This is a genomic window from Faecalicoccus pleomorphus DSM 20574, assembly GCF_000420345.1.
GTDB classification, from domain to species: Bacteria; Bacillota_I; Bacilli_A; order Erysipelotrichales; family Erysipelotrichaceae; genus Faecalicoccus; species Faecalicoccus pleomorphus.
Genome location: NZ_ATUT01000018.1, coordinates 14,212 through 40,018 on the forward strand (window position 1 = coordinate 14,212; position 25,807 = coordinate 40,018).

The 25,807-nt window shown below is 37.0% G+C and carries 23 protein-coding genes; 19 read left to right on the forward strand and 4 right to left on the reverse strand.

The window, feature by feature from the left end:
• The first annotated feature begins 54 nt into the window (after positions 1-54).
• From G413_RS0108155 to G413_RS0108205, 11 genes are all read left to right on the forward strand, one after another.
• Positions 55-1,341: a lipopolysaccharide biosynthesis protein gene (locus G413_RS0108155; protein WP_022790405.1), complete on the forward strand. Its 1,287-nt coding sequence runs from the start codon at positions 55-57 to the stop codon at positions 1,339-1,341.
• Complete coding sequence (locus G413_RS0108160) at positions 1,316-2,260, forward strand: glycosyltransferase (protein WP_022790406.1); 945 nt, start codon at positions 1,316-1,318, stop codon at positions 2,258-2,260. Before G413_RS0108155 ends, G413_RS0108160 begins: the two co-directional genes overlap by 26 nt.
• Positions 2,261-2,274: 14 nt before the next feature.
• Positions 2,275-3,129: a dTDP-4-dehydrorhamnose reductase gene (gene rfbD / locus G413_RS0108165; RefSeq protein ID WP_022790407.1), complete on the forward strand. Its 855-nt coding sequence runs from the start codon at positions 2,275-2,277 to the stop codon at positions 3,127-3,129.
• 35 nt (positions 3,130-3,164) lie between these two features.
• Entirely contained in the window at positions 3,165-4,067 is a 903-nt protein-coding gene (locus tag G413_RS0108170) for a glycosyltransferase (RefSeq protein WP_027969131.1), read from the forward strand.
• Positions 4,068-4,157: 90 nt separating this feature from the next.
• Complete coding sequence (locus G413_RS11795) at positions 4,158-8,045, forward strand: N-acetylmuramoyl-L-alanine amidase (RefSeq protein ID WP_051130183.1); 3,888 nt, start codon at positions 4,158-4,160, stop codon at positions 8,043-8,045.
• A gap of 97 nt (positions 8,046-8,142) precedes the next feature.
• On the forward strand, positions 8,143-11,031 hold the full coding sequence (locus tag G413_RS11800) for a transglutaminase domain-containing protein (protein WP_022790409.1): 2,889 nt from the start codon (positions 8,143-8,145) through the stop codon (positions 11,029-11,031).
• A gap of 11 nt (positions 11,032-11,042) precedes the next feature.
• Positions 11,043-11,780, forward strand: coding sequence for a hypothetical protein (locus G413_RS12340; RefSeq protein WP_022790410.1), 738 nt, complete (start codon positions 11,043-11,045; stop codon positions 11,778-11,780).
• Positions 11,774-12,796: an acyltransferase gene (locus G413_RS0108190; RefSeq protein WP_022790411.1), complete on the forward strand. Its 1,023-nt coding sequence runs from the start codon at positions 11,774-11,776 to the stop codon at positions 12,794-12,796. The genes G413_RS12340 and G413_RS0108190 overlap by 7 nt, the downstream gene beginning before the upstream one ends.
• Positions 12,797-13,129: 333 nt before the next feature.
• A complete protein-coding gene (locus tag G413_RS11810; protein ID WP_051130184.1) occupies positions 13,130-13,474 on the forward strand; it encodes a helix-turn-helix domain-containing protein in 345 nt (114 codons plus the stop codon).
• Positions 13,475-13,696: 222 nt separating this feature from the next.
• Positions 13,697-14,140, forward strand: a complete 444-nt coding sequence (locus G413_RS0108200; RefSeq protein ID WP_022790412.1) for a low molecular weight protein-tyrosine-phosphatase — start codon at positions 13,697-13,699, stop codon at positions 14,138-14,140.
• Positions 14,133-14,957 carry a histidinol-phosphatase gene (locus tag G413_RS0108205; RefSeq protein ID WP_022790413.1) on the forward strand — a complete coding sequence of 275 codons (825 nt, stop codon included), beginning with the start codon at positions 14,133-14,135 and terminating at the stop codon, positions 14,955-14,957. The genes G413_RS0108200 and G413_RS0108205 overlap by 8 nt, the downstream gene beginning before the upstream one ends.
• Before the next feature lie 16 nt (positions 14,958-14,973).
• Here the strand turns inward: G413_RS0108205 and G413_RS0108210 are convergent, their stop codons facing one another.
• Entirely contained in the window at positions 14,974-15,936 is a 963-nt protein-coding gene (locus G413_RS0108210) for a P1 family peptidase (RefSeq protein WP_022790414.1), read from the reverse strand.
• Complete coding sequence (locus G413_RS0108215; protein ID WP_022790415.1) at positions 15,914-16,744, reverse strand: nitrilase-related carbon-nitrogen hydrolase; 831 nt, start codon at positions 16,742-16,744, stop codon at positions 15,914-15,916. The genes G413_RS0108210 and G413_RS0108215 overlap by 23 nt, the downstream gene beginning before the upstream one ends.
• 66 nt (positions 16,745-16,810) lie before the next feature.
• Between G413_RS0108215 and G413_RS0108220 the strand changes: the two genes are divergently transcribed.
• Genes G413_RS0108220 through crcB form a run of 5 tightly spaced genes read left to right on the forward strand, consistent with a single transcriptional unit; the run spans position 16,811 to position 20,444 of the window.
• Positions 16,811-17,773, forward strand: a complete 963-nt coding sequence (locus G413_RS0108220) for a type I phosphomannose isomerase catalytic subunit (RefSeq protein WP_022790416.1) — start codon at positions 16,811-16,813, stop codon at positions 17,771-17,773.
• A gap of 16 nt (positions 17,774-17,789) precedes the next feature.
• On the forward strand, positions 17,790-18,791 hold the full coding sequence (gene mutY / locus G413_RS11305) for an A/G-specific adenine glycosylase (RefSeq protein WP_022790417.1): 1,002 nt from the start codon (positions 17,790-17,792) through the stop codon (positions 18,789-18,791).
• Positions 18,776-19,252 carry an S-ribosylhomocysteine lyase gene (locus G413_RS0108230; protein ID WP_022790418.1) on the forward strand — a complete coding sequence of 159 codons (477 nt, stop codon included), beginning with the start codon at positions 18,776-18,778 and terminating at the stop codon, positions 19,250-19,252. Before mutY ends, G413_RS0108230 begins: the two co-directional genes overlap by 16 nt.
• A complete protein-coding gene (locus tag G413_RS0108235) occupies positions 19,249-20,085 on the forward strand; it encodes a PfkB family carbohydrate kinase (RefSeq protein WP_022790419.1) in 837 nt (278 codons plus the stop codon). Before G413_RS0108230 ends, G413_RS0108235 begins: the two co-directional genes overlap by 4 nt.
• The gene (gene crcB / locus G413_RS0108240; RefSeq protein ID WP_022790420.1) at positions 20,082-20,444 is read left to right on the forward strand and encodes a fluoride efflux transporter CrcB; all 363 of its coding nucleotides are present in this window, start codon (positions 20,082-20,084) and stop codon (positions 20,442-20,444) included. Before G413_RS0108235 ends, crcB begins: the two co-directional genes overlap by 4 nt.
• A gap of 10 nt (positions 20,445-20,454) precedes the next feature.
• On the opposite strand, the gene G413_RS0108245 is transcribed toward crcB, so the two are convergent.
• Together G413_RS0108245 and G413_RS0108250 are read right to left on the reverse strand one after the other, a co-directional pair.
• Positions 20,455-20,673: a helix-turn-helix domain-containing protein gene (locus G413_RS0108245; RefSeq protein ID WP_022790421.1), complete on the reverse strand. Its 219-nt coding sequence runs from the start codon at positions 20,671-20,673 to the stop codon at positions 20,455-20,457.
• Between the two features lie 8 nt (positions 20,674-20,681).
• Entirely contained in the window at positions 20,682-21,149 is a 468-nt protein-coding gene (locus G413_RS0108250) for a hypothetical protein (protein WP_022790422.1), read from the reverse strand.
• Positions 21,150-21,360: 211 nt separating this feature from the next.
• On the opposite strand from G413_RS0108250, the gene secA reads away from it, so the two are divergent.
• From secA to G413_RS0108265, 3 genes are all read left to right on the forward strand, one after another.
• Entirely contained in the window at positions 21,361-23,754 is a 2,394-nt protein-coding gene (gene secA, locus G413_RS0108255) for a preprotein translocase subunit SecA (protein WP_022790423.1), read from the forward strand.
• Positions 23,754-24,855, forward strand: a protein-coding gene (gene prfB, locus G413_RS0108260; protein WP_115240831.1) for a peptide chain release factor 2 whose coding sequence is annotated in 2 segments (ribosomal slippage) — positions 23,754-23,825 and positions 23,827-24,855 — 1,101 coding nt in all. Because the reading frame shifts where the segments join, the coding sequence is not laid out codon by codon here. The genes secA and prfB overlap by 1 nt, the downstream gene beginning before the upstream one ends.
• Before the next feature lie 164 nt (positions 24,856-25,019).
• Positions 25,020-25,807, forward strand: a 788-nt coding sequence (locus G413_RS0108265) for a transketolase (protein ID WP_022790425.1), incomplete at its 3' end; no start/stop codon positions are given.

A 25,807-nucleotide genomic window follows, 5' to 3' on the forward strand; every position in this document is an offset into this window, starting at 1 on the left:
CTTTAATTAATATATTTGCGATATTTGATTGAGAAAAAAGGTGTATATATAAGTATGTTACAAAAAGTTTTGAAATTTGCGTTAAATGCAGACGAAAAAAATATATTAAAAAGAAGTGTTTTTTGGAATATGTTAGCAAGCACTTTAACCGGATTTATAACAGCAATTATTGTTTTTTTTGTTACTAGAATAAATGGAGTAGGAGTTGCGGGAATAATCAATATTGCGTCAGCGTACGGGTATCAATGTTTAACCTTAGGATCATTTGGAGTAAGAAATTTACAATCATCAGATGTTAAATATCAATACCAGTATAGTGATTATTTTTACCATCGTATTATTACTTCTGTATTAATGTACTTGCTGTTAATATATTACTCTTTTTGCTCTGGATATACTTTGGAAAAAGCAATCGTAATTTTTTTATTTGGATTATTTAAAAGTGTTGATGCTATTGAAGATGTATATCATGGAGAATATCAAAGAAACAGTAGATTAGATGTTGGCTCGATTTATATCACTCTTAGACAATTAGCTTCGTTGGTTTTATTCGTAATCACACTTATTTTAACCAAAAGCATCATCCTCTCTTTATTTTTAATGACTTTGGCATCTTTTATCTTATTTATAAGTTTGAATAAAGTAACTCTTCCTATTTTTTTTAAAGGTGAGAAAAGAGTCGATTGGTTAAAAATTAAGGAGTTGTTTATTGCAACACTTCCATTGTGCATTGCTAGTTTTATAAGTATGTACCTTAGTAACTCTCCGAAATACGCTTTGGATAATTTGCCAAATTCAGATGAACTTCAAGGATATTTTGGAATATTGTCTATGCCTGTTTTTACAATAAATTTAATTAGTAATATGATTTTTAGACCTTTAATTACAAAAATCTCAATTTATTGGAATGAGAATAAAATTAATTCCTTTATAAAGATTACTGTTATTCAATTTATTTTTACGATTGTTTTAACTTTTGTGATAACATGTTTCGGATATTTTATAGGTTTAAGATTGTTAGAAATAATTTTTGGATATCCTCTTATAGAATACATGTCTTCTTTTATTATTCTATTAATAGGTGGTGGAGCAATTACTTTAGCAAATTTACTTCTTTTATTATTAACAATAGTTCGAGCTCAAAATATAGCTTTGGTTGTCTACATTTTTGGTTTACTATTTGTTCTATTCGGATCATCTACACTTGTAGATCAATATGGTGTTTTAGGAGCATCTATACTATATTTGATTGTTTGGATTATAGTAGGTATTGTTTCAATATTATTTTTAACTTTAATTATTATTAGAAGAAGGGATGGGAAATGCCTTGAAAAAAGTTAATGTTTTACTTTCCGTATATAATCCGAATAAAGACTTTTTAATACAGCAATTAAAATCGATTGATAATCAAACCTATTCTAACATAGAAGTATTAGTTAATGATGATTGTTTGGAACACCGGTGCGATATTTCTATATTTAGAGATAATCTTAAAAAGAAGCAATTTAAAATATTACCATATAGCGATAAAAATCTAAACTATCATAAATCATTTGAAAAATTAACAGCAAGTTCTGATGGTGATTATGTAGCGTATTGTGATCAGGATGACATATGGATGCCAGAAAAAATCGAAAAATGTGTAAAAGTTTTACAAACTGAAAAATCTTTGGCTGTTGCTTCGGATCGCCAAATAATTGATGAATATGGAAATGTTGTAATTTCCTCTGTAAGAAATGTGTCAAATAAGAATTATGACTCTTGGAATTCAGGGGATGATATTGCAAAATACAATGTTTTTATTACATTTGCGGTGGGAATGAGCATCGTTGCAGATGGAACATTTGCTAGAAGCATAATTCCTTTTAATGACTATACAGGCCATGATAATTGGATTTTATCATGCGCTTCTGTTGAAGGCAAAGTATCATTTATAAACGATACTTTAGTTCAGTACAGAAGACATGGAAAAAATGTAAGTGGAACTCTAAAAGGGATTCAGAAGAAAGAGGATTATTATAAAAATAGAGTTTTGTCTACTTCTAAAGCAATAGAGGTATTTTTGAAAAAATACCCAGATTACAAAGGAAATGATGAAATAATGTATTTTAATAATGCTAGAAAAAACAAAGATATATTAGGTCTGTGGAGATATCGTTATTTAGCTCCTGATATTGCTAGGTTTGAAATTGTAATGAAATTAACACCATCAATTCTGTTTCCGTTATTAGTTAAAATAGCACAGAGGATGAATGGATAGAAAGAAGGTTAAGTATGAAATTATTAGTAACAGGTTATAAAGGGCAATTAGGATATGATGTAGTCAATGAGGCTAAATCAAGAGGAATAGTAGCTGTTGGTGTAGATATTGATGAGATGGATATTACTAATGCTCAACAAGTAAATGATGTTATTAAAGCAGGAAATTATGATGCAATTGTACATTGTGCCGCATGGACGGCTGTTGATAAAGCTGAAGAGCCTGAATTGCTTGACAAAGTAAGAGCTGTGAATGCAACAGGAACACAAAATATAGTGAATGTATGTAAAGAATTAAATATTCCAATTATGTATTTTTCAACAGATTATGTATTTAATGGACAAGGTACTGTACCATGGAATGAATATGATGAAAGACATCCATTAAATGTATATGGACAAACTAAATATGAAGGTGAATTAGCTGTTGAGACTTATCCAAAACACTTCATTATTCGTATTGCTTGGGTATTTGGTAAGAATGGAAATAACTTTATTAAAACAATGCTTCGATTAGGAAAAGAAAAAGGAGCCGTAAGCGTTGTAAATGATCAGATAGGGAATCCAACATATACATTTGACTTAGCTAAACTTGTAGTAGATATGATACAAACCGATAAATATGGAACATATCATGCAACAAATTCTGGAGATTTTATCAGCTGGTATGATTTTGCTTGTGAAATATTTAGACAAGCTGGAATGAATTATGTAAAGGTAACTCCGGTAGATAGCACTGCCTTTCCTGCAAAGGCAATACGTCCTAAAAACTCTAGAATGAATCAAACAGAACTAGATAAAAATGGATTTAAACGTTTACCTACGTGGCAAGATGCATTGGCAAGATATTTGAAAGAAATAAATTCATAAGGAAAGTTGGTTAAACTTACATGATTTCCGTAATAATGTCTACATACAAAGAGAGCGAATTACAGTTAAGACAATCTATAGAATCTATCCTAAATCAAACTTATGAAGACTTTGAATATATAATTATTTTAGATTGTCCTGATAATCAATTGCACAAGACTATTATTGAATCATATAAAGAGAAGGGCCCGAGAGTTAGATTTTATATAAATGAAATGAATATTGGCTTAGCAAATTCATTGAATAAGGGAATTCAACTAGCAAATGGGGAGTTTATCGCGCGAATGGACGCAGATGATATTTCATTACCAGACCGATTTAAAAATCAATTAAAATATATCCAAGATAAGAATTACGATTTAATTGGTGGTATTACTCAAATGATCGATGAAAATGGAGATTTAATATATTCTATACAAAAGGTTCCCACGAACTATGATAAAATCAAAAAAATATTAAAGTATGGGCAATGCATAGCGCATCCTACATGGTTTGGAAAGAAAGTCGTTTTTGAAACTTTAAATGGATATCGGGAAATTCCTTTATGCGAAGATTATGACTTTACTTTAAGAGCGGTATTAAGTGGATATAGAATTTCAAATCTAAATAAAATAGTATTACAGTATCGAATGACTAATCATAGTATTTCACGGCAAAATTTATTTGAACAGTATCTGTATATGACTTATATTACTAAACAATATAAGCAAGGTAAAATTAGTGATATAGAAAAGGCCAAGAAATATGTTGAAGATAAAAATGATTTAAAACAATCAAAAAAATATCTACAAGCTAATATCTTGTTTAATTCCATGCTACGAGAAATTTCACAAAAGAAGTTATTGAGTTTTGTAAAACATGGATTTCAATTAGTTTTTACTTCTCGATATTATTTAGATAAAATCTTTCGTTTTGTTTTATTATCACTTAACTCATAGCAAATCTCTATACAATATAGCGATTTGCTTTTTATATGATTGAATTTACTTAAATATTTCGTTAAGCTTTAGGGGAGAGGAGAGTTATAAATGAAAAGTATAATAAGAAAGGGAGCAGCTTTAATGCTGTTTATGGCAATGGTAATAAACTGTTTTTCGGTTTCGCCTATTTATGCTCATGAAGACAATGTGAACAGTGGAGAAACTATGACAGAAATAGAAAATTCTGAAAATAACATGGAAGAAGGTTTTCCTAGTGAGGATGTAACATTACCTGAAGAAAATGAAAATAATATTCCTGAGAAGGATCAAATAACTCATGATACTCAAATTCAGGATAATGGGGTTGTAGAAGATAAGGAAGAAGTATCAACTCCAATTCCTGGGGATACTTCTTTAGTTAACTATTTTTATGTAGGGTATCCTTATTTACAAGCTCCGGCATCACAAGAGTTTGTATTATCCTTTGGTACAGGTACAGAAAATATTTCTAGAATTGTATTAAAGTATCAGAAAGATAATGGAAATTTAATAGAGTTAGAGAGCTCAAGGCAATCAGAAGAGCTTTATGTTTTTAAGAAAGATTTTACAGAATCGGATAAAGGGACTTATAAAGTCATCGGATTCAGTTATTTTGTTGATTCTCAAGAATATACAATTAGTTTTTCTGATTTAGAAATGGATGTACGTTTTGGTGTAAATCAAGAGTATGATGGATATGGAGAAAATGAAGGATATACAATTGATGAAAACGGGAATGAAGTAGAAGAATCTGATGAAATCAATGACTCTATGGCTCAGGAAATTGAATCATCGGTTGTATCCTTGAATGGTTCTAATGTGGCTAGTACAGAAGATTTGGTAGAATCTGTTTTAAAAGAAAATGCACAAACGCCTCAAAACAACAGTAGAAAAAAGCGTTCAATCACAACTTATTCAGAGAATAATCCTCTAGTGATCTGTATTGATCCAGGACATGGGGGTAGTGAAAGCGGTACTGTAGTAGTGGATGGTTCTTTAGAGAAGAATTTGAATTTAAAGATTGCCATGTATTTGAAAGAAGAACTAGAACAATATAACAATGTTAAGGTTGTAATGACTAGAACAAGTGATGTTTATGTTAGCTTGCAAGATAGAGCAAGAATTGCAGCAAATGCTGGCGCTAAAGCTTTAGTTAGTATCCACATTAATGCCACTGGATGGGGGACGCAAAATAAAGTATCTGGGGCAGAGGTATATTACCCTCACGCCAATTACAATGCTTCCGTTTCTGAGACAGGTAAAAATCTAGCTCAAAATATTTTGAATGAACTGGTTGGCTTAGGTTTAAATAACTTGGGTATCAAAGTTAAATATGTATATGACTCTGAAACTGGAAAACCAGCGAATGATCCGGCTTATGATTATCCGGATGGTTCTGTAGGGGATTATTATGGAGTGATTCGTTATAGCAAAGAATTAGGTGTTGCAGGAATCATTGTTGAGCATGCAATGTCAGATAATTGGAGTGATTTTAATAATTTTTTGAGTTCGGATGCGAAACTTAAAAATTTAGGTATTGCGGATGCGACAGGAATTGCCAAAGCGTTTGGATTACAAAAGATAGATAGAAACTATCTAAATCAACTTGCACTACAATATAAAAATACCATTAAAGATGGGACATATTCACTTTCATTAAAAGGAGATTCTAAAGTAGTATCTGTAAAGGATGCTTCAACATCGGATAATGCCAACATCATTATGCAAAATAATGCTACTTCGGATTATCAAGGTTGGAGAATAATAAATAATGATAACGGGTATGTTTCAATTCAAAATGTGTATAGTGGAAAGGCTTTGTCAATTAATAACGGAGCTGAAAACGCAATCTGCCAAAAGAATCCAAATTTGTCATATGATAGTTTGTGGATTATTCAGCCAAGTGGTTCAGGATATAAAATTGTATCAGCCTCTAATATTGAAAATTACTTGAATGTATCTTCTGAAAGAGTGGTTTTAGGAAATGATTCAAGTCAAGTATGGAATTTTAAATCTTATTCTCAAAATATTGCAAGTATCTTATATAGAGCACATGTGCAAGATACCGGTTGGCAATCATGGGTTCAAAATGGAGATACTGCAGGGACCACAGGTAAAAATAAGAGAATTGAAGCAATAAATTTAAAACTTTCAGAGAATATTGCAGGAGGAATTGAATACCAGGCTCATGTTGAAAATATAGGTTGGCAAGACTGGGTATCTAACGGCCAATTGTCAGGTACGACTGGGAAAAATCTGCAGATGGAAGCTGTTCGAATAAAACTTTCTGGTGATGCTGAAAAAAAATATGATGTATATTATAGGGCTCATGCTCAGGAATTTGGCTGGTTAGACTGGGCAAAAAACGGTGAAAGTGCAGGTACACAAGGTTATAATTTTCACTTGGAAGCTTTAGAGATACAGTTAGTAACTAAAGGCGGAAAAGCTCCGGGAAATACTTCGGTACCTTTTAAGCAAAAGGAAACGAATATAAAAAAACTGTCCTATCAAACACATGTTGAGAATATAGGTTGGCAAGATTTAAAGTATGATGGGGAAATTAGTGGAACAAGTGGTCAGTCTTTACGATTAGAGGCTATTAAGATTTCTTTAGCGAATTTGACTCATACGGGTTCTATCGAATATGCAACACATATTCAAGATATTGGCTGGCAAAATTGGAAAGCAAATGGAGATTTAAGCGGAACCACAGGCCAAAATAAACGCTTAGAAGCTATTAAGATTCGTCTTACTGGAGAAATTGCTGATTATTATGACGTTTATTATCGAGTTCATGCACAAGAGTTTGGTTGGTTAGATTGGGCAAAAGATGGTCAAGAAGCAGGAACTGCAGGTTATAGTTATCGTTTAGAGGCTATTCAGATACAACTCGTTGAAAAAGGTCTATCAGCACCGGGAAGCACTGAAACACCTTTTATTCAACGCTTGATAAGATACCAAACACATGTTGAGAATATAGGCTGGCAAGATTTTAAATATGATGGTGAAACGAGTGGAACTAGTGGTGAATCATTACGATTAGAATCTATAAAAATCACACTGCCTAGTCTCAGTACACAAGGAAGTGTACAATATAGTACTCATATACAGGATATTGGATGGCAAAATTGGGTTTCAAACGGACAACTAAGTGGAACAACTGGACAGAAGAAAAGGCTAGAAGCGATTAAAATTAAATTAACAGGTTCATTATCTTCTAAATATGATATTTACTATAGAGTTCATGCACAAAATTTTGGTTGGTTAGATTGGGCGAAAAATGGTGACAATGCTGGAACTGAGGGATATGCATATCGCCTAGAAGCCATAGAAATTCGTATGATTCCCAAAGGAGAAAATGCACCAGGAAGTACAGAAAATCCATTTTATAAAAAACAAGAAGCAGTTACATCGGGTTATTTGATTATGGGTACTTCAAATGTTACAGATAAGGAATTAGTTTCATATTTTAACCGCTATAAAGGAAGTACCGTTTATGACACATATTTAGGAACAAATTCAAAATATAATGGAGTATTATCAAAAGGTGGTGCAGCTACTATTGAAGATTTTTGTAAGATTTTTTATGAAGAATGTTTAGCTGAAGGTGTAAAACCAGAAGTAGCTTTTGCACAATCCATGTTAGAGACAGGATTTTTAAGATATGGTGGAGATGTTTTACCCAATCAATATAATTTTGCTGGTCTGGGAGCAACAGGAAATGGAGTTCATGGGAATTCGTTTAAAGATGTTAGAACAGGAATAAGAGCACAAGTTCAACATCTAAAATGTTATGCATCTATGGATCCATTGAATCAACCGTTAGTTGATCAGCGTTGGAGTGAATCCTTAAGAGGAAAAGCACCCACAGTTGAAAAACTTCAAGGAACTTGGGCAACTTCCACGACATATGCTAAGACACTTTTACAAGCAATAGATAGAATTAATAGTTTATAGATTTAAAAGATAAGCGAATTTATGCGCTTATCTTTTTTTATAGGCATGATATTGAGATATAATAAAAATAGATAAAGTTATATTAAGGAGATAATATATGCGAAAGATAACGAGTGTAATGAGTGTTGTATTGAGTCTAAGCATCATGACAACACCAGTATATGCACAGGAAACCAGAGACTGGACGAATGAGGAAAGTTTTGTACCATCACTTTCAAAACAGGAAGAAGGAACATTAACCTTTGACTTCAGGTTTATGCAGGAGCAGCCTGTGCAGGGAGAACATGCAAGCGTAGTTTTGCCGGAAAACTATATGGTGTTTGAAAATACGGAACCAGTACCTGTCTATGCCTACACAGTGGAAACAGATCAGATTACTGACATGGTCCTGGGAACTGTGGAAGTGGAAGATGGAGAAGCAATAATTACCTTTAGTGGAGAATCGGTAGATTATTCAATTTTTAAAGGTGAATTCAATGTAACAGGGGATTTTATTGATGAACAGTATGAAACAGATGTGGTTTCATGGAATTTAAATGACAAGGTGCAGGAAAATCTTCGACTTCCAGAGAAGACGGAAGTACCAGTAAAAGAAGAGGAACAACCTGCGGAGGACGAAATAGACAATATTGAAACCGAACCAAGTGTTGAGGAAGAAGAGAAACCGGTAATGGAAGAAACGGAACCGGAAGAATCGCCAGAGATAACACCAGAGGCTGCAGTAAATAGCCTTGAAGAGGATACAGAAGGCCTGCACTATCAGGCCCATGTACAAAACATAGGATGGATGGATGCAGTCAATGATGGAGAAGTCGCAGGAACACAAGGGCAAAATCTGAGAATGGAGGCTCTGAAAATCGATTTAGATTCAGAAGAGATCCAGTATCGTGGCCATGTACAGAATCTAGGATGGCAAAACTGGGTGACCGGTAGCCAAATGGCCGGAACAACGGGACAGGATCTTCGCATGGAGGCAGTCGAGATCAAACTGACCGGAGAGATGGCGCAGAAATATGATATTTATTACCGAGTGCATGTGTCCGATTATGGAACGCTAGGCTGGGCAAAGAATGGTCAGACGGCTGGGACAACCGATCTGAATACATCAATGCAGTCCATTGAAATTTGTTTGTATGAAAAAGGTGATGTGAGTGCGCCACAAACGGGAGGATCCAGTTTATCACCTACGAACAAAGGAACCTTGACTTACCAGGCCCATGTACAGAATATTGGCTGGCAGGGAAGCGTGGCTGATGGAGACATTGCCGGAACGCAAAAAAAATCTCTTCGAATGGAAGCATTAAGAATCTATTTAAATAATCCGGAAGGAGTGGAAGGATCCGTAAGATATAAGGCCCATGTAGAAAATATAGGCTGGCAAGACTGGGTAGGAAATGGAGAGATAGCCGGAACGACGGGGCAGGATCTTAGAATCGAAGCGGTACAGATAGAACTAACCGGTGCGATGGCAGAGCGCTATGATATTTATTACCGAGTGCATGTGTCCGATTATGGAACATTGGGCTGGGCCAAAAATGGAGAGGTAGCCGGAACAACGGATTACAAGAAGGCAGCACAGTCCATTGAGATCCGGTTGTATGAAAAAGGAGACAGCAGTGCACCACAGACAGGAGGCTCCTACCTAACACCGACCAATAAGGGAATGATAACTTATCAGGCTCATGTGGAGAACATAGGTTGGCAGGACAGTGTAGCTGATGGTAATATGGCAGGAACGCAGGGCCGATCCTTACGAATGGAAGCGATGAAGATATATCTGAACAATCCGGAAGGAGTGGAAGGATCTGTAAGATATAAAGCCCATGTACAGAACATAGGTTGGCAGAATTGGGTAAACAGCGGACAAGTAGCTGGTACTACGGGACAGGATCTACGGATGGAAGCGATACAGATAGAGCTGACTGGAGAGATGGCTGAAAAATATGATATCTATTATCGGGTTCATGTATCCAACTATGGGACACTCGGCTGGGCCAAAAATGGAGACAAAGCAGGAACTGAATCCATGCAGACTGCAATACAATCGATAGAGATTAAAATTTTGGAAAAAGGAGATCAAAGCATAGAATGTTCAGACGGTTATTTAGGTCCAGAACGTTTAGGCACTTTATCTTACAGTGTCCAAGTTGAAAACTCGTGGCAAGAAAATAAAACAAGTGGTGAAATAAGTGGAACTACTGGTCAATCAAAGATGTTAACTGGGTTAAGAATGTCGATAGAAAATAATAGCGAAAATTGTTTTGATGGTAGCATACAATATCAGGCACATTTCTCTAACGATGGATGGACGAATACTGCAGCAGATGGAACAGATTCAGTTTCTAATGGGAATGGTATTGAGGCTATAAAAATAAGTTTAACTGGAGAACTGGCAAAATATTGTGATGTGTATTATCGAACCCATGTTGAAAACTTAGGTTGGATGGGCTGGGCTAAAAATGGCCAAGCAGCAGGTACCACTAAGTTAGGTTATCATATGGAAGCACTAGAAGTTCGCTTAGTTCTTAAAGGGACGTATGTAGGGCCTAATGAGAACTATTATAAAGACTACCTGAATCCTACATTACAAAAGGCACATGAAATTAATAACTCTTTAGGGCGTGATTTAAGAGCAGCTTTCAATTATGCAAAGAGTATTACTTACTCCCGCTATGAACCAGCGGACTATAATGGCTATGGAAGTGAAAACTATGCGGCTTATGGTTTTGCAACACATCGTGGGAATTGTTATGTAATGGCTGCTGTGTTTACTTACTTAGCTAAAGATCTTGGATATGATGCTCATCAAGTAGGTGGATATCAAGGAAGCTACAATACGCCACATTCCTGGGTTGAAATCGTAATTAATGGAACCATTTATGTATTTGACCCAGATTTTGAAAAAGAATTAGGCAGAAATGGATACATGTTTACGTATGGAACTTCGGGTACATTAATGTATCACAGTTATTCAAGAATGAATTAAGGAGATAAGATATGAAGAAAATTTTAAAATTACTTTTACTTAGTTTTACTTGTTTTTCATTTATATTGTCTGGCTGTTCAGCGCAAGAAGCACCCAAAGAAGAGAAAGAAGAAATGAAGACAATTGGTGAAGAAATTCAAGGAGAAAATGTTTATAAAGTAATACTAACAAATTCTACTGGGAAATCTATTAAAGGATTTGCTATCAAAACTGGTACAATGGATGCTTTTGGTGAAAATATGTTAGGCGAAGATGATGAATTTTCAAATAAAGAGAAGAGAACTCTTTATTATGATGCTACAACCGCTATTGAAGAAAATGAAGAAGCTCAAAAAGATGCTGAAATGCAGACATCTCCAGATTATACTATACAGCTAACATTTGACGACGATTCTACTATTGAACTTCATTCTTTTCCATTTTCAGATGTAGAGAAAGCATCAATCGAATTCAATAATGAAGAGTCTATCGCTTATATTGAATATACATCTATTGAGCAGGATACAAAGGTTTCTACAGAGGAAGCAGAAATTAGAATTAAACAAGAGCAAATAGCTGCTCAACAGGCCGCTGAAGCTGCAGCACAACAAGCTGCTCAGGAACAGGCGCAACAAGAAGCAGCACTTCAAGCGCAACAAGCTCAGCAAGCTCAACAAATTCAACAGCAACCTGTACAACAAGCTCCAGTACAAAATACAGCACCTTCGGCAAATGAAGGCTGTTTAGGAGATTCTGTCGAAACATGGTAAAAAAACCAATTTACAGTTTCTATAATTTACGAGTCATAGCTTGTATTGGAATTGTATTATTACATACATTAAATGGTGCTATCGGGTTATACGGTAGCACTATTAGTGTTAACGAACAAATCATATCTCTGACAGTAAAGAATTTATTGTTGTGGTGTGTTCCATGTTTTGTAATGGTAACTGGAGCTTTATTATTAAATCCTGAAAAAGAAATTTCATATGTAAAATTATTTAAAAAATATATTTTGCGGATAATCTTTGCACTATTATTTTGTTGTATAGTTTTTTCAATATTTGATTTAATTGTTCATGGAGACACATTTACATTTCATATAATTGTTGAAATAATTCAAGATTTCTTTTTGGGAACAAGTTGGTCACATCTTTGGTATTTGTATTTGATTATCGGACTTTACTTAATGATTCCAATATATAAAATCATTACTAAAAATGCTAAAAGTAGAGATATTAAATATATATTGATACTTTATTTAATATTTTTATCGATAATGCCGACTCTAAATATATTTGGTCTTAATGTTTCTTTTTACATTTTAGTTTCAACTATTTATCCATTCTATGCTTTTTTTGGATATGCATATTATCAAAAGATCATCGAATTAAGGAATTACCAATCTTTATTATTGATCATTTTATCAAGTATTGGTTTAGTCTTAGTGAATATTTATCAATACAAGTTTGGATATGCATTTTTAGAAGTTCTATTGAACTACTCATCTATTCTAGTAGTATTACAGTCAGTTGGAATATTTGCTCTATTTGTAAATTTTAAAGGAAAAAGCAATAAAGTAATAGAATCATTGGATTCTGCTTCATTCGGAATTTACTTATTACATATGATTTTTGTTAGGTTAATCCTAAAGTATTTGGAGTTTAATCCTTATAATTTCATTCCTTTAGTTTCATTTTTATGCCTTGTTATTACAGTCGTATTATGTTCTTATGTAATTGTTTTTATGCTTAAGAAAATTCCTGTATTTAATAAGTTTTTATAGAGATATATTCAAATATCATAGTTTTATTGGTGCTCTAAATTTAAACGGGGTTTTACGAAAATCGTTTTATTTTGTCGGATAGGCAGAATATCCAGTGTAATTCTGCCTTTTTTCTTTTTGGTTAAACTCTGATAAAAAAGATGGTTCTTAAGATGCAAATAACATGATTTAAGAGGAGACAATTGGCATAAAATATCTTTGTCATATAATTATCCCCTCTCCCTAATATATGTTATAATTTTCATATAAAGAACTATAGTTCATATTCTATCGAATTACTAGGGAATGTGATGCGATTAATATAAAAGTTACAATGGCTACGAGGTGACGAGCATGTTCATTGATTATTCATCCACTTTCGGTAAAGCTATTAAAAAAGCACGGAAAGAAAGACATTTGACACAACAACAGTTAGCAGATGCCACGCATGTTTCTCAGCGTTATTTGGCAAAAATTGAAAATGGAAAGACACATCCTTCCATTGATATTGTCTGTATCATTGTTAAAGCATTAAATCTTTCTATGGATAATATTCTTCATGAAGGTCAATTGGATGAATCAGAACACTTTCTCAAAGAACTGCAAGTTAGATTACCAGGATTTACAAAAGAACAAAAAGATTATTTAAGTACAACCATTCTTGTGTTTGAAGAACAAAACCGTAATCGAGAATCATAAATTTTATACTATTTTACGTATACAAGAACTCATAGAGAGCTATGATTTAGCTATTCTATGAGTTTTTACTATTGTGTGTAGAAAAGCTTGTATAGAGTAGATATAATGATTTAAAAAACTTTGAATTTTCGTATCATTCCAGCAGGCAAAAATATTTGCTTCAATAATGGTCTAACACGATGACATTAGGATATAATAGTATTACTTGTTGGAGGACTATATATGATAAAGGTACTTTTCATCTGCCACGGCAATATCTGCCGTTCACCCATGGCAGAATTCATTATGAAAAAACTAGTCAAAGATCATGGAATAGAGGATCAGTTCATCATTGAATCGGCGGCCACCAGTACTGAAGAGATCGGACATGATATGTATCCACCCGCAAAAAGAAAGCTGACCGAAAAAGGGATTCCTTTTTCAAAACGGCATGCACGTCAGGTACGCTTTGATGAATATGAAACATGGGATTATATCTTAGGAATGGATCGATGGAACCTTCAAAATTTAAAGCGCATCTTTTATAATGATAAAGCAGAAAAAGTACATTCTTTGCTTCAGAATAAAGATGTGGCTGATCCATGGTACACCGATGATTTTGAAACGGCCTACCGGGATATTGAAAAAGGATGCAGAGAATGGCTGGAAAGGATTCTACATGATTAAACAAAACTTACATACACACAGTACCTATTGCGATGGAAAAGATCGTATTGAGGAAATGGTGCAAACCGCAATCGAAAAAGGATTTACTGTACTTGGTTTTTCCGGACATGGTCCCTGTTTGGTCGATGAGGTGGCCATGAAGGAAAGTGATCTGCCAAATTACATAAAAGACATTTTAGAAGCCAAAGAAAAATATAAAGATCAGATACAGATATTTTTAGGAATCGAAGAAGATATTTCTCAGCGTATTCCCTCAAAAGAACCCTATGATTTTGTGATTGGAAGCAAACATTTCATGTTTATCAAAAATCAGGTCAAAAATGTAGATTACTCCAAAGAAATGGCCCAGGAAATTGTAGAACTCTATGATGGTGATTTTCTAAAGTATGCCAAAGATTATTACGAAGACCTAAAAAATATCGCAAACTATCCGGAAGTGGATATTGTCGGGCATTTAGATCTTTTGATGAAATTCAATGAGGATGAAAGTTTTCTTTCGTTTACCGATCCAACATATTTGTCATATGCCAAAGATTGCATTGATGTTTTAATCAAAGCCGGTAAGATTTTTGAAGTCAATACCGGAGCTATTTCCAGAGGCTATAGAACCAAGCCATACCCGCATCAAACATTGCTTGCATATATTCAAGAAAAAGGTGGAAAGATCTTATTAAACAGTGATTGTCATAATCGAGTTAACTTAGATTGTTACTACAAAGAATCCATGGAATTGATCAAACAATGTGGATTTAAAACGATGATGACTTTGACAACAGAAGGATTTAAAGAGGTGCCAATTGACCGATTTACGGTCTAGCACCTCTTTTTATTGGTTATTTACAAATTTCAGAATACGTGGTTAAACCATACAACGGTGTGGCATAGAGGCAGGCATTTTCAATGGCTTTGGCCATTGCTTTGGCTGCTAAAGCACCAACAACATCCGGCTGGGCTTCTACTTGTTGGCTGGCCATCGCAAAGATGGTGTCACCATCACTGGACGTGTGGACCGGTCGAATGGTTCGGGCATAGCCGTTATGAGCCATGCTGGCAATCTTATTGGCTTGTGCCTTGGTAAGTTTTGCATTGGTGAGGATACAACCAATGGTCGTATTCATGCCGCAGCTTTCTTCAATTGGCTGGTTTTCAAATATAATATCTAGTGTAGAAAGTCGTTTTTTATTTGGATAGTCATAGATGCCGGCAATCGGCTTTTCACTGTTTTCAAAATAGACATCCCCACATGCATTAACGGCTACAATGGCTGCGACCATGACATCACCCACTTGAAAAGCAGCATGACCTAATCCGGTTTTCATAGCTTTATTAAAGCCTAAAAATTTACCGACGCTGGCTCCGGTTCCGGCACCGATGCAGCCTTGTTTAGAAAGTTCATGACTGGCGTTTTGACAAGCCTGATAGCCCATTTTTTTAGTCGGATATGCTTTTGGATCGGCTACACTGCAATCAAATAAACAGGCGCCGGATACGATAGGAATATAAATACCTTTCATATCAAAGCCGATTTGATGCTCACTTAAATATGCCATGACACCACAGCTGGCCTCTAAGCCAAAAGCACTGCCGCCGGCTAGTGTTACCGCATGGATTTGTTCGACCATATTTTTAGGATTTAAAAGATCGGTTTCTCTTGTGGCAGGGCCACCACCGCGCACATCCACGCCGGCAACAGCCCCTTTCTCACAAAGGATCACGGTACAGCCCGTACCGCCTTTTTCATCTTGTGCATGTCCGATCTTAAAATCGGTTAGTTCATTGATCAGAATTTCCTTCATTTTTATCTACCTCCATTAGTGTATATAAATCATTTCGTCGTATTTTCCAAAAAGGCATACGCTGACGAATTATATCAACTTGTTCTAAATCGATATCGGTTATCGAATAGGGTTCGTTTTCATTCATCTGATAACAGATCTTTCCAAAAGGATCGGTGATGATGGAATGTCCATAGCTTTCAAATGTATCATATTGATAATGCGCTGGATTGACACCCACCATAAACACCTGATTTTCCATAGCCCGTACCTGAAAGAGAGGTGTCCAATGTTGCAGGGTCACGCTTTTATTAAAGGCAGCCGGGCAAAAGATAATACGCGTGCCTTTTATCGCAAGAAGTCTTGCCACTTCCGGAAATCGGATATCATAACAGACCAAAACGCCCATCTTACCCCATCGAGTATCAAACGTTTGGAGGTGATCACCGGGTGTAAAGACATCTTTTTCCTGATAATCCTTTTTGGTATGAACTTCAAACAAATGCGTTTTCGCATAGGAAGCAATCAATTTTCCATGATCAAAAATAAGACACTCATTATAGATCTTATCTTCGATCTTATGGGCAATCGTGCCGCCAACGATCATGCATTTTAGTTTGTCTGAAAGTGTTTGAAGAAGCTCTTTACAAAGATCATAGAAAGAAACACTTTTTTTGATCTGCTCATTGATATAGGGGCAATTCCACATTTCCGGTAAGACCAGAATATCAGCGCCTTCTTTATGACTTTGTATAGCCAAGGATTGCACTTGGTTGAGGTTGTCCTTCACATCTTCTTGCACTTGTATTTGAAGCATAGCGATTTTCATGGCTAAATCATACCATGAAAGACGAAAATGATTTATAATAAATTTGAGAAGAATAGGAGTGAAAGTATGCCAATTGTAAAATTAGCCCCTGCTTATAAAGATTATATTTGGGGTGGAACGAATTTAAAGGAAAAATACGGAAAGAAATGTGATTTAAATATCGTAGCGGAAAGCTGGGAAGTATCAACTCACCCGGATGGACCAAGTACTGTCGTATCCGGACCTTATCAAGGAAAGACTCTGACAGAATATATTGATGCCTTAGGAAAAGATTGCTTGGGAACAAAAGGAAAAGAGTTTGAGTTTTTCCCGATGTTGATCAAATTTATCGACTCTAAACAACCTCTTTCAATTCAAGTGCATCCGGATAATGAATATGCACTTCGTGTAGAAAAGGAATACGGAAAGACAGAAATGTGGTACATCTTAGATTGCCAGCCTGATGCGACTTTGTACTTTGGTGTCAACCAGTCGATTACTAAAGAAGAATTCAGAGAACGTATCGAAAACAACACGATTCTTGAAGTGCTAAAAGAAGTACCGGTACATAAAGGCGATGTGTTCTTTATCAAGGCAGGAACGATTCATGCGATCGGAGCCGGAATTACTTTGTGTGAGATTCAACAGAATTCCAATTCAACGTATCGTGTTTATGATTTCGGTCGTGTAGGAAAAGATGGAAAACCAAGAGAATTGCACATCGATAAAGCTATTGATGTTTCCAATTTAAATCCAATCGAATCGGATTTCAAACCAGCCGGCAAGCCGGTCAGTGATGAAAATGCGACAACGATGTTGTTGGCAACATGTGATTATTTCACAAGCTTTGAAACTACATTAAGAGGCAGTACAATCATTGATGTAGATGAGGAAAGCTTTGCCTCTATGGTTTTGGTAGAAGGAAATGCTACGGTTGAAAACGATGGCGAGGTCTTGGAACTGACCAAGGGGGAAACCGTATTTATGACTGCCGGCAGCGGTCCTGTAAAAGTAACAGGAGATTGCCAGTGGATCTTCAGCAGGGTTTAATCCTGCTTTTTGCTTTATGTTTCAAAAAGATTTACTAAAGTGGTATGACAAAAACGCCAGACCGCTGATCTTTCGAGAGAAAAAAGAAGCGTACTCCATCTGGATCTCTGAAATCATGGCCCAGCAGACACGCATTGAAGCCATGTTACCTTATTATAGAAGATTTATTGAAAAATACCCGGATATCCAAAGCTTATCGCAGGCTGATGACGATGATCTGACAAAGCTTTGGCAGGGATTAGGCTACTATAATCGTGTGCGCAATATGAAAAAATGTGCAATCGAATGTATGGATTGCTATCAGGGAAGCTTGCCAAAAACGAAAGCAGAGCTTAAAAAATTGCCGGGCATTGGCGATTATACGGCCGGTGCGATTGCTTCGATTGCTTACGATGAAAAAGTCAGTGCCGTTGATGGTAATGTGATTCGTGTGTTTTCCAGATTGTACAACATCACAGAGGATGTAAAACAAACGAAAGTAAAAAAGAAGATCGAACAATTGGTCGAAGCTTCCTTGGCCGATCCTGTCAGCAGCTATAATCAGGCTTTGATGGAATTAGGTGCTTTGGTCTGCATTCCTAAAAATCCACGATGTGCTGCTTGTCCGATTCAGAAAGACTGCAAAGCTTATCTTGAAGGAGATCCATCGAAATTGCCGATGCAGCCTAAGAAAAAGGAACGCCGTAAAGAAGATAAAATCTATTATGTATTGGTTTGCAAAGATAGAATTCATTTAGTACAGCGACCGAAAACCGGACTTTTATCCGGACTTTATGGTTTTGATGAACAAAAGCCAGAGCATATTGTGAACCAGATGGAATTAAAAGAACACATTCATGTCTTTTCACATGTGGAATGGATCATGAAAGGGTATTTATGTGAGGTCGATTCTATGACGGAGAATTTTTATACGATCGATCAAATTCATGAACAGTTTTCCATTCCCAGTGCTTTTTTACCATTTTTAAAACAGACAGAACGATATATAAAGGAGAATAAAATATGTCAGAAGTTGTAATTGAGAGTTTTACGTTAGATCATACGAAAGTCTTAGCACCTTATGTGCGCTTGATCAGCGTAGAACAAGGTCCTAAAGGAGACAGGATCTCTAACTATGATGTGCGTTTAACGCAGCCCAATCGACAAGAAATTCCTACCGGTGCCATGCATACGTTAGAACACTTATTAGCTCTCTATCTTCGTCCAAGAATTGAGGGCTATATCGATTGTTCACCGTTTGGTTGTCGTACAGGCTTTCATTTACTATGTTGGAATGAACATGATACAAAGGATGTGGCCATCGCCTTAAAAGAAGCATTGGAAGATATTTTGCATACGACATGGGAACAAGTGCCGGGAACACAGGAAAAAGAATGTGGAAACTACAAAGATCATAGCCTGGTAGGTGCCAAAGAGTGGGCTAAAGAAATTTTGAAGCAGGGAATTTCCAGTGATCCGTTTGAAAGAAAAATCGTATGACTAAGCTCGTTTTAGCTTCCTGTACAGCCGATTTATATTTGTATGTGGATCATTTACCAACATCAGCACAGGATGTAAAAGTTATATCCAGACAAATGGTGCTGGGCGGTTGTGGCTATCATGTCAGTAAAGCCTGTCAGGATTCTATTTTAGTTTGTCCGATAGGTAACGGTATGTATGCCCAATTTGTCAAAGAAAAGCTGTTATCCGAAGAGATAGAGACGATCATGCCTACGGTTTTACAGGAAAATGGCGTTTGTATTTGTTTGATTGAACCCAATGGACAAAGAACTTTTCTTTCCAGTCATGGCGCTGAATATTTTTATACACCGCAGATGCTTGTTGATTTACCGCAGGCAGATTGGATCTATATATCCGGAATTGATTTGGAAGAAAAACAGAATCAATGTTTGATCGATTATTGTGCAAAAACAAGTAGTAAAATCTTTTTTGCGCCGGGTCCGAGAATCTCTGCGATTCCAGGCGTATTAAAACAGATGTTGGATCTAAAACCGGTATTACACATGAACAAAGAAGAATGTGAAGCGTGGTGTCAATGTTCTTTTCAAGAAGGGATGGCTTCTTTATTTGAAAAGACACAAAAGCCTGTCATCGTAACAGATGCTTCTCGCGGCTCTTATGCCTATGATGGAAAAAAGTTGTATCACGAAGTGGAAGAAGCCGTTGTCACCAAAAACGCAACCGGAGCCGGCGATACCCATGCAGCCAGTTGTCTGGATAGTTTATCACAGAAAATGCCATTCGATGAAATGTTAAGAAGGGCGAATCGTGCCAGCATTCAAAAAATTACACAAGGAAAGGAAGAATTATGATAGATTGTTTAGCCGTAGGTTTAGGAGGATGCATTGGCTCCATCCTTCGATATCTGATCGGGAAGATTCCTGTAGAAACAAATGGCTTTCCCATTCACACTCTAGGTATTAATGTCATTGGATGTTTTCTGATTGGTTTAATCGTTTCCTTAGCTACAAAAAATACACAGATGGATCCTCGTCTTGTTTTATTTTTTAAAACCGGAGTTTGTGGTGGATTTACGACTTTTTCAACCTTTTCTTTAGAAACCCAACAATTGATGCAGACAGGGCAATATACCATGGCCATAATCTATGTGCTATGTAGTATCTTGTTAGGTATTTTTGCGATATTTGCGGCACAGTGGATCCTAAAATAAAGCAGGCAGCTTAGGCTGTCTGTTTGTCGTCTTGGTATTCTAATATATCGCCGGGCTGACATTCCAGCACTTTGCAGATCGCATCCAAGGTAGAAAAACGAATGGCCTTGACTTTACCGGTCTTTAAATTCGATAAATTCACATTGGAAATGCCCACCTTTTCAGAAAGCTCGTTTAAAGACATTTTTCGATCGGCCATGACTCGATCTAATCGCAATATGATAGCCATGGATTCACCTATATAGTCGCATCGACTTCATTTTGAAGACTAAAGCCGACTTCCAGAATCGAAGCTAACAGGATGAAAACGATGCCTATTAATAGAAATAGTCCATCGGCCAGTACAAAATTTCCAAAATGGCAAATCGTAATCATGCCCGGACGATAATCCGGAATTCTCGGTATCACAAAAGCGGCAGTGATCAAAACGACTCCGATCAAATGCGTACCTTTGGAAAAGATATCGGCAAACGATCTGTGTGTCCAGTAAAGCAATAAGATTGTAAAGAAAAATAGAATGATTACACTGCAGAATACCATAGTATAGAGATATTGTGCCCATCCTACATAACTCCAAACACCTTGTAAAGTATCTTGGACAATTTCTACTAAACATGAAACAGAACAACCTCCGGTAAATAGTAGTGAAATTAACAGAATCCGTCGCATCTTTCGCGTTAAAACTTGTTCAGCATCTTCTTTCATGATGAATCCTCCTTGTTGTCTACTTATTTTATATCATTTAATTTTACTAAAATCAATAAAAATTTAATGATAAACATTAAAAATTTATTGTTTTTATATCAAATATAAAGAGTTTGTAAGTTCCTGTGGGAATTCTAGTCTTCATTTGAAAAATATGCTACAATGATATAGCGTGTAAATTTGTATAAACAGTAAGCAGGAGGGCTACTTTATGGGATTATTATCAAATCTTTTCTCGGAAGAGAAGCGTGAAATCAGTACGCTGGAAAAGATTGCTGATCAAGTGTTGTCGCATGAAAATGAAATGGCGGTATTAAGCGATGATCAGTTAAAGGAGAAAACAGAAGAATACAAGAAACGATTGGCAGAAGGTGAAACAGTAGATGATTTATTACCGGAAGCTTTCGCAACAGCTAGGGAAGCTGCCTATCGTGTCATCAATGAAAAACCGTATCGTGTGCAGGTCATGGGGGCTGTGGCCATGCACAAAGGTGATATTGCCGAAATGAAAACCGGTGAAGGTAAAACCTTGACCGCTACGATGGCTGTCTATCTAAACGCATTGACAGGACAAGGTGTCCATGTCATTACTGTTAACGAATACCTGGCCGGACGTGATGCAGCCTGGATGGGTGAAATCTATCGTTTTTTAGGTTTAAGCGTTGGTGTCAATAAACGAGAATTAAAGGCCAAAGAAAAAAGAGAGGCCTATGCTTGTGATATTACTTATACGACCAACTCGGAATTAGGTTTTGACTATTTGCGTGATAATATGGTGACGCGTGTAGAAGATCGTGTTATGCGTGGTTTGCACATGGCCATTATCGATGAGGTCGATTCCGTATTGATCGATGAGAGTCGTACACCATTGATTATTTCCGGGGGAAAGAAAGAAACAGCCAACTTGTATATTCAGGCGGATAAATTTGCCAAGACTTTAGTGGCTCCGGAATATGAAACCGATCGTTTTACACATGAAAAACATTTGATTTCCGGTGACTATGACATCGATGAAAAAACACGTCAGGTCATGTTGAGCGAGGATGGTGTGCATAAAGCGGAAAAGTATTTCCATATCAAAAACTTATACGATATTGAACATACACAGCTGGTACATCACATCAATCAGGCCCTAAAGGCAAACTATATTTTTACGAATGAAGTCGAATACGTGGTCAGTGATGATCAGGAAATCGTGATCGTTGACCAGTTTACCGGTCGTTTGATGCCGGGACGTGCCTACAGTGATGGTTTACATCAGGCCATCGAAGCCAAAGAAGGGGTTCCGATCAAGGAAGAAACTTCAACTCTGGCTACGATCACATATCAGAACTTCTTCCGTTTGTATGAAAAACTGGCCGGTATGACCGGTACCGCAAAAACAGAAGAGGAAGAATTCTTATCGACCTACAACATGAAGGTTGTCGTAATTCCAACAAACCGTCCGGTTATCCGTGAAGACCAGCCGGATGAAATCTATGCCCATAAAGATCGCAAATATAAGGCATTAGTAGAAGAAGTAAAACGTCTATATACCAAGGGACAGCCGGTTTTAGTGGGTACGATTGCGGTAGAAACCAGCGAACTGATCAGCAACATGCTGAAAAAGGAAGGCATTCCGCATGAAGTTTTAAATGCCAAAAACCATGCGCGTGAAGCAGAAATCATCGCCAAGGCCGGAAGACCAAAATCGGTAACAATTGCTACCAACATGGCCGGTCGTGGTACCGATATCAAACTGACAAAAGAAACACGTGAATTAGGTGGTTTGGCCGTTTTGGGTTCGGAACGTCATGAATCACGTCGTATCGATAACCAGCTGCGTGGGCGAAGCGGACGTCAGGGGGATCCGGGATTCTCTCGTTTCTACGTATCTTTGGAAGATAACTTGATGGTGCGTTTTGGCGGGGATAAGCTGCAGAAGATGTTTGAGAAACTGGGCGATGAACAAGTACAGTCCAAAGCGGTAACTCGTTCAATTACCATGGCCCAAAAACGTGTGGAAGGCTTTAACTTTGATATGCGTAAACAGTTGCTGGATTATGATGATGTATTACGTCGTCAGCGTGAGATCATCTATGCGCAGCGTAATCGTATCTTAGAAAGCGATGAAGTCCATGAAATGGTACATACGATCTTTGATAAGGCAATTGAAGAAACGTTGCAGGCAAACATTGTTGATGCCAAAAAACAGACAGTAGATCCTGTCAGCCTGTCTAAATCGTTTGATATCATGGGCATGCAGGAAGAAAAACAGATCAAGCCGGATGAAATTGAAGGCAAGTCGTATAAAGAAATCGAAGATTATGCGAAAAATAAGATCTGGGGTGAATATGAAAAAGAAATCCAGCCTGTTAAAAAACAGTTCCTTCCATTTGAAAGAACCGTGGTTTTACGTAACATTGATAGAAACTGGATTGCTCATATCGACCGAATGGATAAATTAAGAAGTGGTATTTATTTAAGAAGTTATGCGCAAAACAACCCACTACAACAATATGTACAAGAAGGATTTGACATGTTTGAAGAGATGAATCGTCGCATCGATCGTGAAATTACTTTCTTCTTGTGCAAGGTGCGCATTCGTAGGGAGACCAAAGCATAATGGAACTATATGAATTAAAACAAGGAGTGAGCACTCACCTGGAGAAATTACGTTCTCTGGGTGAGTCACTTTGACTTAGCTCAGAAAAAGAAACAGATTGAAGACTATGACAAACAGACTTTAGAAGAAGGCTTCTGGTCGGATCAAAAGAAAGCACAATCCGTGATTCGTATGCGGAATTCCTTAAAAGATATCGTAGATCACTATGAAAGCTTGTTGGAGCAGTTGGAATCACTGGATGAAACGGCGGAGGCCTTAAAAAATGATCTGGATGAAGAATTATTAGAGATGGCTTCTGATGAGTATATGGGAGCCAGTGAAAGCTTTGAAGCCTTTGAAATTCAAGTCTTACTTTCACATGAATACGATCAAAACAATGCGATTCTTGAACTGCATCCGGGTGCCGGAGGAACAGAATCGTGTGACTGGGCCAGCATGTTGTATCGTATGTACACCCGCTATGCCGAAAAGAAAGGCTGGAAAGTCACAGTGCTTGATTATCTGGCCGGAGAAGAAGCCGGTATCAAAAGCGTGACCTTTCTGGTAGAAGGGGATAAGGCCTATGGTTATTTAAAAGGAGAAAAAGGCGTGCATCGCTTAGTTCGTATCTCTCCTTTTGATTCTGGTGCCAGAAGACATACCAGCTTTGCCTCTTTAGAGGTCATGCCGCAGTTTAATGATGAGATTGAAATCGAAATTAAACCGGAAGATCTAATCGTAGAAACGAAACGAGCATCCGGAGCCGGAGGGCAACATATCAATAAAACGGACAGTGCTGTTCGTATGGTACATAAGCCTACCGGTATCGTTGCTACGTGTCAAAATGGGCGCAGTCAACATGAAAACCGTGAAGAAGCTTTACGTATCTTGAAGTCTCGTCTTTATCAATTGGAAATTGAAGAAAAAGAAAAGAAACTCAAAGAAATCAAAGGAGAACAAAGTGCCAATGAATGGGGATCTCAGATTCGCAGTTATGTCATGCACCCTTATTCTTTAGTCAAAGATGTTCGTACCGGCTATGAAACCAGTCAGGTACAATCTGTTTTGGATGGCGATTTAGATGAATTTATCTTTGCCTATTTAAAAAGTCAGGTACAGTAAATACGGAAAATACGGAAAGAGGAATGGGGAAATAAAAGTTGTATCCCCTTACAATTTTTTCCTAAATGTTGAAAAGAATGTAAGAAGGTTTGGTGAAAATCGCTTGTAAACAAACCTTCTTTTTCTTATACTTAATTTTGTAGAAGGAGGCTATAAGAAATCATATGACAGATATAGAAAAACATGCCCTGCATGTAAGACAGAACATCATCAAGATGGTGTATGCGGCACAAAGCGGGCATCCGGGCGGCTCTTTATCCGGGGCCGATCTGCTGACGGATCTGTACTTCAGAGAAATGGATATCAACAAAGATAATGTGGATACGATCGAAAGGGATCGTTTCGTACTGAGCAAGGGACATGCCTCCCCACTGCTGTATGCCGTACTGTGTGAAAAGGGATTTCTGCCGGAAGAAGAGCTGCAGGGATTCAGACAGGTGGATTCCAAACTGCAGGGCCATCCCAACATGAACTATGTGTCCGGAGTGGATATGTCTACCGGTTCTCTGGGACAGGGGATCTCGGCAGCGGTAGGTATGGCCATCGCCAATAAACATATCGACAAGAACGAACACCGAATCTATTGCCTGCTGGGCGATGGAGAAAGCGAGGAAGGACAGGTATGGGAAGCCTGTATGGCAGCCTCCCATTACAAGCTGGACAACCTCTGTGTGATGTTAGACTACAACCATCTGCAGATCGATGGCAACATCGACGATGTAATCGGACCGGAACCGTTCAAATCCAAGTTTGAAGCATTCGGTTTCCATACGATCGAGATCAACGGTCATAACTTTAAGGAAATCGAGGCAGCCTTTCAGGAAGCCAGAGAAACCAAGGGACAGCCGACAGCCATCATCGCCCATACGATCAAGGGCAAGGGCGTATCGTTTATGGAAAACAACTATGCATGGCATGGAAGTGCGCCAAACAAGGAACAGTATGAAGAAGC

What these genes read in the sequence shown, in the direction of transcription:
- G413_RS0108155 (WP_022790405.1), top strand. Translation starts at nt 55, where the DNA reads ATGTTACAAAAAGTTTTGAAATTTGCGTTAAATGCAGACGAAAAAAAT.
- G413_RS0108160 (WP_022790406.1), top strand. Translation starts at nt 1,316, where the DNA reads ATGGGAAATGCCTTGAAAAAAGTTAATGTTTTACTTTCCGTATATAAT.
- rfbD (WP_022790407.1), top strand. Translation starts at nt 2,275, where the DNA reads ATGAAATTATTAGTAACAGGTTATAAAGGGCAATTAGGATATGATGTA.
- G413_RS0108170 (WP_027969131.1), top strand. Translation starts at nt 3,165, where the DNA reads ATGTCTACATACAAAGAGAGCGAATTACAGTTAAGACAATCTATAGAA.
- G413_RS11795 (WP_051130183.1), top strand. Translation starts at nt 4,158, where the DNA reads ATGAAAAGTATAATAAGAAAGGGAGCAGCTTTAATGCTGTTTATGGCA.
- G413_RS11800 (WP_022790409.1), top strand. Translation starts at nt 8,143, where the DNA reads ATGCGAAAGATAACGAGTGTAATGAGTGTTGTATTGAGTCTAAGCATC.
- G413_RS12340 (WP_022790410.1), top strand. Translation starts at nt 11,043, where the DNA reads ATGAAGAAAATTTTAAAATTACTTTTACTTAGTTTTACTTGTTTTTCA.
- G413_RS0108190 (WP_022790411.1), top strand. Translation starts at nt 11,774, where the DNA reads ATGGTAAAAAAACCAATTTACAGTTTCTATAATTTACGAGTCATAGCT.
- G413_RS11810 (WP_051130184.1), top strand. Translation starts at nt 13,130, where the DNA reads ATGTTCATTGATTATTCATCCACTTTCGGTAAAGCTATTAAAAAAGCA.
- G413_RS0108200 (WP_022790412.1), top strand. Translation starts at nt 13,697, where the DNA reads ATGATAAAGGTACTTTTCATCTGCCACGGCAATATCTGCCGTTCACCC.
- G413_RS0108205 (WP_022790413.1), top strand. Translation starts at nt 14,133, where the DNA reads ATGATTAAACAAAACTTACATACACACAGTACCTATTGCGATGGAAAA.
- G413_RS0108210 (WP_022790414.1), bottom strand. Translation starts at nt 15,936, where the DNA reads ATGAAGGAAATTCTGATCAATGAACTAACCGATTTTAAGATCGGACAT.
- G413_RS0108215 (WP_022790415.1), bottom strand. Translation starts at nt 16,744, where the DNA reads ATGAAAATCGCTATGCTTCAAATACAAGTGCAAGAAGATGTGAAGGAC.
- G413_RS0108220 (WP_022790416.1), top strand. Translation starts at nt 16,811, where the DNA reads ATGCCAATTGTAAAATTAGCCCCTGCTTATAAAGATTATATTTGGGGT.
- mutY (WP_022790417.1), top strand. Translation starts at nt 17,790, where the DNA reads ATGTTTCAAAAAGATTTACTAAAGTGGTATGACAAAAACGCCAGACCG.
- G413_RS0108230 (WP_022790418.1), top strand. Translation starts at nt 18,776, where the DNA reads ATGTCAGAAGTTGTAATTGAGAGTTTTACGTTAGATCATACGAAAGTC.
- G413_RS0108235 (WP_022790419.1), top strand. Translation starts at nt 19,249, where the DNA reads ATGACTAAGCTCGTTTTAGCTTCCTGTACAGCCGATTTATATTTGTAT.
- crcB (WP_022790420.1), top strand. Translation starts at nt 20,082, where the DNA reads ATGATAGATTGTTTAGCCGTAGGTTTAGGAGGATGCATTGGCTCCATC.
- G413_RS0108245 (WP_022790421.1), bottom strand. Translation starts at nt 20,673, where the DNA reads ATGGCTATCATATTGCGATTAGATCGAGTCATGGCCGATCGAAAAATG.
- G413_RS0108250 (WP_022790422.1), bottom strand. Translation starts at nt 21,149, where the DNA reads ATGAAAGAAGATGCTGAACAAGTTTTAACGCGAAAGATGCGACGGATT.
- secA (WP_022790423.1), top strand. Translation starts at nt 21,361, where the DNA reads ATGGGATTATTATCAAATCTTTTCTCGGAAGAGAAGCGTGAAATCAGT.